The 7,622-nt window shown below is 63.8% G+C and carries 8 protein-coding genes and 1 pseudogene; 6 read left to right on the top strand and 3 right to left on the bottom strand.

Annotation, left to right across the window (positions count from 1 at the left end; all coding sequences use genetic code 11):
- From EN991_RS15325 to EN991_RS15300, 6 genes and pseudogenes are all read left to right on the top strand, one after another.
- On the top strand, positions 1-433 hold a 433-nt coding region (locus tag EN991_RS15325; protein WP_245460975.1), incomplete at its 5' end, for an SAM-dependent methyltransferase.
- Positions 430-723, top strand: a complete 294-nt coding sequence (locus tag EN991_RS15320; protein WP_013529562.1) for a DUF2849 domain-containing protein — start codon at positions 430-432, stop codon at positions 721-723. The genes EN991_RS15325 and EN991_RS15320, both read left to right, overlap by 4 nt.
- 43 nt (positions 724-766) lie before the next feature.
- The gene (locus EN991_RS15315; protein ID WP_027161320.1) at positions 767-2,437 is read left to right on the top strand and encodes a nitrite/sulfite reductase; all 1,671 of its coding nucleotides are present in this window, start codon (positions 767-769) and stop codon (positions 2,435-2,437) included.
- The gene (locus EN991_RS15310) at positions 2,412-3,176 is read left to right on the top strand and encodes a phosphoadenylyl-sulfate reductase (RefSeq protein WP_024502838.1); all 765 of its coding nucleotides are present in this window, start codon (positions 2,412-2,414) and stop codon (positions 3,174-3,176) included. Before EN991_RS15315 ends, EN991_RS15310 begins: the two co-directional genes overlap by 26 nt.
- A gap of 173 nt (positions 3,177-3,349) precedes the next feature.
- On the top strand, positions 3,350-3,883 hold the full coding sequence (locus EN991_RS15305) for a DUF934 domain-containing protein (RefSeq protein WP_127369057.1): 534 nt from the start codon (positions 3,350-3,352) through the stop codon (positions 3,881-3,883).
- 97 nt (positions 3,884-3,980) lie between these two features.
- Positions 3,981-5,585, top strand: a pseudogene (locus EN991_RS15300) (GMC family oxidoreductase N-terminal domain-containing protein).
- Between the two features lie 126 nt (positions 5,586-5,711).
- Here the strand turns inward: EN991_RS15300 and EN991_RS15295 are convergent.
- The 3 genes from EN991_RS15295 to EN991_RS15285 all read right to left on the bottom strand — a co-directional run bounded on the left by EN991_RS15295 (position 5,712) and on the right by EN991_RS15285 (position 7,562).
- Positions 5,712-6,734, bottom strand: a complete 1,023-nt coding sequence (locus EN991_RS15295) for a fatty acid desaturase (RefSeq protein WP_013529567.1) — start codon at positions 6,732-6,734, stop codon at positions 5,712-5,714.
- Between the two features lie 152 nt (positions 6,735-6,886).
- Positions 6,887-7,264 carry a hypothetical protein gene (locus EN991_RS15290; protein WP_245460974.1) on the bottom strand — a complete coding sequence of 126 codons (378 nt, stop codon included), beginning with the start codon at positions 7,262-7,264 and terminating at the stop codon, positions 6,887-6,889.
- A 100-nt stretch (positions 7,265-7,364) separates the two neighbouring features.
- Positions 7,365-7,562, bottom strand: a complete 198-nt coding sequence (locus EN991_RS15285) for a hypothetical protein (protein ID WP_024502834.1) — start codon at positions 7,560-7,562, stop codon at positions 7,365-7,367.
- Positions 7,563-7,622 lie beyond the last annotated feature (60 nt).

The following is a 7,622-nucleotide window of genomic DNA, read 5'->3' as shown; positions in this document are numbered from 1 at the left end:
TGCCGCCGCCGACGATTGCGAACTGCCGCTGACCGTGCGCGGTGTCTCCTCGTCGATGGTGTTCACCACCGGCCACGACCTCAAGGGCAATTCGCTGCCCGACTGGGCCAAGCTCGCGATTTCGGGCGCCACCGTCGCCGTCTATATGGGCCGCTCGGTGGCGGCCGAGGTTGCCGGACGGCTGATCGAGGCCGGTCTGTCGCCGGACACTGCGGTGGCCGTGGTCGAGAATGCCAGCCTCGCCAACCGGCGGCGCTTCCACGGCACGCTTGCCGACCTGCCGTCGCTGGAAGCGCGCGCCGATCTTTCCGGCCCAGTCATGACCATCATCGGCGATGCGGTCGCCGGCGCCAACTTTGAACGGTCCGAGCCGCTGGCGGCACACAGGCATGAAGGCGCGTCCAGTTCGGTCGCCGAAGGAGTTCAGCAATGAAGATACTGACCGCCAACCGCCTCACCGACGGCATCGCCGTCTGGTACGCCGATGGCGGCTGGGCCGAGACGGTGGATCATGCCGACCTCGCCCATGACAAGGCAGCCGATGACAGGCTCGAGGCGATCGGCGCCAAGGCCTATGCCGCCAACGAAGTGGTCGACGTCAATTTGATCGACGCCGAAGTCGTCAACGGCGTCGTCCAACCGGTGCGGCTGCGCGAGAAGATCCGCGCCGCCGGCCCGACCATCCGCAACGATCTCGGCAAGCAGGCTGCGCGGGCAGCATAACCAAGACACCAGGCATGGGCGGACGCGCCCTGAAAGACCAAGCATGTACCGTTACGATGAGTTCGACCACGATTTTGTCCAGGCCCGCGTCGCCGAGTTCAGCGACCAGGTGCAGCGCCGTCTTGCCGGCGAGATCACCGAGGACCAGTTCCGGCCATTGAGGCTGATGAACGGCGTCTATCTGCAGCTGCATGCCTACATGCTGCGCATCGCGGTGCCCTATGGCACGCTGAACGGCAAGCAGTTGCGCATGCTCGGCCACATCGCCCGCAAATACGACAAGGGCTACGGCCATTTCACCACGCGCCAGAACATCCAGTTCAACTGGCCGGCGCTGTCGGACATTCCGGCGATCCTGGCCGATCTCGCAAGCGTCGAGATGCACGCCATCCAGACCAGCGGCAATTGCATTCGCAACGTCACCGCCGACCACTTCGCCGGCGCTGCCGCCGACGAGGTCGCCGATCCGCGTCCCTACGCGGAAATCCTGCGCCAGTGGTCGTCGGTGCATCCGGAATTCTCGTTCCTGCCGCGCAAGTTCAAGATCGCGGTGACGGGGGCCGAGCGCGACCGCGCCGCCATCCAGACCCACGACATCGGCCTGCACCTGAGGAAGAACGCCGCCGGCGAACTCGGTTTCGCCGTCTATATCGGCGGCGGCCAGGGCCGCACGCCAATGGTTGCCCGCAAGATTCGCGACTTCCTGCCGGAAGCCGACCTTTTGTCCTACTGCACGGCGATCCTGCGCGTTTACAACCTCTATGGCCGCCGCGACAACAAGTACAAGGCGCGCATCAAGATCCTCGTCCATGAGACCGGCGTCGAGGAGATCACCCGCCAAATCGAGGCCGAGTGGCAAGAGTTGAAAGACGCCCAGCTGAAGCTGCCGGAAGCCGATATCCGCGCCATCGAGGCCTATTTCGCGCCACCGGCACTCGCTGAGCGGCCGGAAGGCGACCAGGCGGTCAAGCTGGCGCGGCTCGATTCCAAGGGGTTCTCGGAGTGGCTCGACCAGAATGTCGTGACGCACCGCCATCCCGATTATGCGGCTGTGACGATCTCGCTGAAGGGCATCGGCGAGGTGCCCGGCGACGCCTCGGACAGCCAGATGGACGCAATCGCCGACATCGCCGAGACATATGGCTTTGACGAGCTGCGTGTCAGCCATGAGCAGAACCTGATCCTGCCGCATGTGGCCCGCGCCGACCTCAAGGCGGTCTATGATGCGCTGGTCGGCATCGGCCTGGCGACGGCCAATTCCAACCTGATATCGGACATCATCGCTTGCCCGGGCCTCGACTACTGCGCGCTGGCCACGGCGCGCTCGATCCCGATCGCGCAGGAAATCTCGCGCCGCTTCGCCTCGCTTGAGCGGCAGCGCGAGATCGGCGAACTGAAGCTGAAGATCTCCGGCTGCATCAACGCCTGCGGTCATCACCATGTCGGCCACATCGGCATCCTCGGCGTCGAGAAGAAGGGCTCCGAACTCTATCAGGTGACGCTGGGCGGCTCGGCCGACGAGAACACCTCGGTCGGCGAGATCATCGGCCGCGGCTTCTCTTCGGAAGAGATCACCGACGCCATCGAACAGATCGTCGAGACCTATCTCGGCCTTCGGCTCGACCCACAAGAGAAATTCATCGACGCCTACCGCCGAGTCGGTCCCGCGCCGTTCAAGGAGGCGCTCTATGCTGGCGAAGCCAAGGCCGCTTGACCGTATTGGAGACGTCGATGACGGCATCGCCGCCAAAGCGGCGGGGCTCGATGCGCTCTATGGTCATCTGAAGCCGCTCGAGATCATCGAACGCTCGGCCCGCGAACTGTTCCTCGACGAGATCGCGGCGGTGTCGTCGTTCGGCGCGGATTCGGCCGTGCTGCTGCACATGATCGCCAAGATCGACCGGACGCTGCCGGTCATCTTCCTCGACACCGGCAAGCATTTCGAGGAGACGCTCGGCTATCGCGATGCGCTTGCCGCCGATTTCGGGCTGACCAACATAAGGGTGATCAAACCCGAGGAAGCAGCACTCGAACGGATCGATCCGACGGGCAATCTGCACCAAAGCGATACCGATGCCTGCTGCGACGTGCGCAAGGTGGAGCCGCTGGCGCGCGGTGTCGCGCCATTTCGTGCCTGGCTCACTGGCCGCAAGCGTTTTCAGGCCGCGACGCGGGCAGCGCTGCCGGTGTTCGAGGCGGTCGGGCCGCGCATCCGCATCAATCCGCTGGCGCATTGGACGACATCGGACCAGGCCGACTATATGCGCGCGCATGCGCTGCGCGAAAATCCGCTGGTCGCTTATGGCTATCTGTCGATCGGCTGCTTCCCGTGCACGCAGCCGGTGCAGCCGGGCGAGGACGCGCGCAGCGGCCGCTGGGCCGGTCATGCCAAGACCGAGTGCGGCATTCACCTGTCGGGGCTGGAGAAGTCGCTGACCGACGCATCCCTTTAGGATATGCTGATATTCAGGTAAGGCTGGCCTGCAAACGGCGGCTTCCTGCGCTTCCGGTGCTCACGTACTTCAAGTATGCTCCGCTCCGGTTCTCGGAAGCCGCCATTTTCGGCGCAGCCTGACCTGAATCTCAACACATCCTTGGTTTCGTTTGACTGTTTAGGAACTTTTTGATGACTGGACCGACGACACCGGAGACCCGGCTCTGGACCCCTGCGGGTTTTCAGGAGGATGAGTGGACGCATGCCGAAAGCGCCGATGCGCTGTCCGGCAACGGCCGCTTCATCCTGCCGTTGCAAGTCTTCCTCGATCTCGATCCGGAGGTGCGCCGCTCGGCCAAGGAACGGCTCGGCGTCCTGCTGCAGCCGGGTGATCAGCTCGAGAAGATCGCCGACCTGCTCGACCAGCTGTCGCTGGTGGCGCTGGCCTTTCCGGCCTTCAGCGACGGCCGCTCCTTCTCCAAGGGAGAACTGCTGCGCGGCCGCTACCATTTCGAAGGTGCCGTTCGCGCCACGGGCCAGGTACTGGTCGACCAACTGCCGCATATGCTGCGCCTGGGCTTCGACGAGTTCGAGATATCGAACCCCGTGCTGTTGAAGCGTCTGGAGGAGGGCCGCACCGGCGGATTGGGGCTCTACTACCAGCCAGCCGCCGTGCCGGAACCAAAAGGCCCGAAATACTCCTGGCGGCGCGTTCGCAGCAGCTGACGTTGCGGTAATTCCGCGCGTCTTTACAACGCCCCCTGTTCAAGCCTTCTCTTGAGCTTCCGGATGGAAAATCCGGAATGATCGGGGAGGGGTCTTCATGCGTTACGACTATGTCATAGCCGGCGGTGGGTCCGCCGGCTGTGCGCTTGCCGCACGGCTTTCGGAAGATCCCTCGAAAACGGTCTGCCTGATCGAAGCTGGCGGCGAGGGCAGGGATATGCTGATCCGCGCTCCGGCTGGCATTATCGGTATGCTTTCCGGCCGGCCCAGGATCAACAACTGGGCCTTCGAAACCGTGCCGCAGCAAGGTCTTGGCGGCCGCAACGGCTACCAGCCGCGCGGCAAGGCGCTGGGCGGCTCCAGCGCCATCAATGCGATGCTCTATGTCAGAGGCCATCGCAGCGACTATGACGAATGGGCCGATCTGGGCTGTGAGGGCTGGTCGTGGGATGAGGTGCTGCCCTATTTCCGGCGCGCCGAAGGCAATGAGCGCGGCACTGATGCCCTGCATGGCGGGGACGGCCCGCTGAAAGTGTCGAACCAGCGCTCGCCGAGGCCAATCGCCAAGGCCTTCATAGAGGCTTGTGCCGAAAACCAGATTCGCGCCTCGGACGATTTCAACGGACCGGAACAAGAGGGCGCCGGCTATTTCCAGGTGACCCAATTTGCCGGTGGCGCCCGTAATGGCGAGCGCTGATCGACTGCCGCCGCCTATCTCCATCCGGTGATGCAGCGGACCAATCTGACCGTGATCACGCGGGCGCACGCCACACGCATCGTCCTTGACGGCAAGCGGGCCACCGGTATCCGCTACCGGACACGCAAAGGCGAGGCAGTGGCGCAGGCGTCGTGCGAGGTGATCCTGTGTGGCGGTGCCTTCGGTTCGCCGCAGCTTCTGTTGCTGTCGGGTATCGGCCCGGCGGCCGAACTTGCCGTGCATGGCGTTCCCGTCGTCCACGAACTGCCGGGCGTCGGCAAGAACCTGCAGGACCACCTCGATTTCATCGTCGGCTGGAGATCGAAGGACACCGATATGCTTGGCATGAGCCCGCGCGGCGCGTTGGGTTTCCTACGGCATATCGCGCAGTGGCGGCGGGATGGGACCGGGCTGATCGCCTCGCCGGCGGCCGAGAGCGGCGCTTTCGTCAAATCCGACCCGGCGCTTGAGCGCCCTGACCTGCAGCTGCAATTCGTCATCGGGCTGGTCGAAAACCATGCGCGCACGCTGCACTACGGCTTCGGCTTCTCCTGTCATGTCTGCATATTGCGGCCGCACTCGCGTGGCGAGGTTGGGCTGGCCAGTGCCGATCCACTTGCCGCGCCGCGCATCGATCCGCGCTTTCTCGGCGACCAGCGCGATGCGGAGCTGCTGTTGAAAGGCGTGAGGATCACCCGGCAGGTGCTGGCTTCACCGGCGCTGACGCGCTACCGGCACAAGGAAATGCACATCGCCGGCGAGCCAAGCGATGCCGATCTGATGACCCATATCCGTACCCGCGCCGACACGGTCTATCACCCGGTCGGCTCCTGTCGGATGGGGGTCGACGAGATGGCGGTGGTCGATCCGCAACTCAAGGTGCGCGGGCTTGAAGCCTTGCGTGTCGTCGACGCCTCGGTGATGCCGACACTGATTGGTGGCAACACCAATGCGCCAACCATCATGATCGCCGAAAAGGCCGCCGACATGATCAGGGCTGCCTGATAGGAGCTCCAGGCGCGGTGCCTATAGACTGGCGGTCGTTTTACTTTTCTTGGTTTGACGCAATTGCCCCAGGGAAAACGCTACGCGCTTTCCCTGGAAACCGTTCACCACTTCTGCTGGAATTGCTTAAGCCGCCGCCCGTGCCTCGCGGAACGACACCAGCTTGCGGCGGTTCTCGTCCCACAACGCCAGTTTAACGCAGCGCAGGCTTTCCAGCAGCGTGACACGGCCGATGTCGCGCAGCTCGGGATAATCCCGCAGCACTTCCTGCAACCGGTAGCACGGCACCTTGGCGGAGAGGTGATGGACGTGATGGACACCGATGTTGCCGGTGAACCAGTTCAGCACCGGCGGGAGGTCGTAATAGGACGATCCGTGCAAGGCAGCGTGCTGGAATTCCCAGTCGACATCCTTCGCCCATTCCGTTTCCTCGAACTGGTGCTGGACATAGAACAGCCAGATGCCGGCCGAACCGGCGAGGATGACGATCGGCAGGTGGACCACCAGGAACGCGCCGGGACCGACGAACCAAATGAGGATGGCTGCTGCGACCGCGATGCCAAGATTGGTGGTCATCGACGACACCCAAGGGGTCAGGCCGCCGCGCATCATGCCGACGGGCAGCCTTTGCTCGAAGATGAACAGCCAGATCGGACCGAGCCCGAACATCACCAGCGGGTGGCGATAGAGACGATAGGCAAGGCGGCCTCGCCACGACATCTGCCGGTATTCTGCAACGGTCAGCGTCCGGATGTCGCCCATGCCGCGTTCGTCAAGATTGCCGGCGCTGGCGTGGTGGGTCGCGTGGGCGCGCCGCCAGCAATCGTAGGGCGTCAGCGTCAGGATGCCGAGCGCGCGGCCGATCCAGTCGTCCGCGTAGCGATTGGCGAAGAAGGAGCCGTGGCCGCAATCGTGCTGGATCATGAAGATGCGCACCAGAAACCCGGCCGCGGGAAGGATGAGGATCAGTCCCCACCAATGGCCATAGGCATAGGCCGCCGAGGACAGGCCCCAGAGTATGGCGAATGGAATGAGAGTGATGGCGAGTTCGACGGTGCTGCGCCGCCTGTCAGGCTTCTTGTAGCGGGCGAGAATCTTCAGCCAGGCGCGCTTGCTGTTGGCGACCGTCTCAGGGGAAATCATGTTCATCAGGAAGCATAGGCGGGGTGCCTCGCCGCCGCAAGGCGACATCACGCAAAATTACTGTGCGTAATTGTCGCGTGGCCCGGCGGTCGAGCCTGCCAACCGCCGGTTCGACCTGCTGATGATTCTGAGCGTCGGTTTTCCGCTGGGGTCGATCGCTATTCGCGATCGAGGATGGGACAGCCGCGCTCGGTGCCAAAAGTCACGCGCACGCGGTCGCCACCCTGTCTGCCGCGGACTGTGATCTCCCGGCGGCCGACGGACTCTATCCTTGCGCGGCGGATGCCCATTCGGTCTGCCTTGTCGAGGGCCCGGTCCTCCGTGCAGCCTCGTTGACGGCGGTCGCGCCGGTCGTCGCGACGGGGGCCTTCGCAATCGTCATAGGCGGGGTCGCAATCTTCCATGAGCTTCAGCCGCGGGCCATGTTTGCCCAATTGCAGCTGCAGATTGTCTGCTTGTGCCGGAAAAGCCGCCAAGGTGATGGCGCCGAGGCCGACAAGCGCCATCAGCGATGAGGTGATCGAAACCTTGCCCACTACGTCCTCCATTTTGAACCACAACACATCTATCCTTAGATGGTTCGGCTCTCCCCGGCTATTGCCGATAGGAGGTTTGCTGCCAAGATCGATTGTTGCGTTAACGCCGGCGCCAGCCGATGTCACCGCGCTCCGCCCCATCGAGGCGGTCGAGCAGTTCTCGGAGCCGGTCGGGAATGTCGGCCTCGGTGCGGAAGGCCGGCAAGGTGCGTAGAAAGCGGGTCACCGCCTCGGCACCCAACTGGCGCCTGACCTCGATGGCCAGCCCTTCTGCCTTTTCGCCCGTGTTGCGGGTCATCGTCTCAAAATCCTGTGTCGGCTTCGAAACTCCTCCAGTAAGGGAATGGTTCCCCCATCC

Source organism: Mesorhizobium sp. M7A.F.Ca.US.005.03.2.1 (assembly GCF_003997795.1).
Classification (GTDB): Bacteria; Pseudomonadota; Alphaproteobacteria; order Rhizobiales; family Rhizobiaceae; genus Mesorhizobium; species Mesorhizobium ciceri.
The sequence above is the reverse complement of the archived record's forward strand: the minus strand, read 5'-3'. Positions and strand labels throughout refer to the sequence as shown.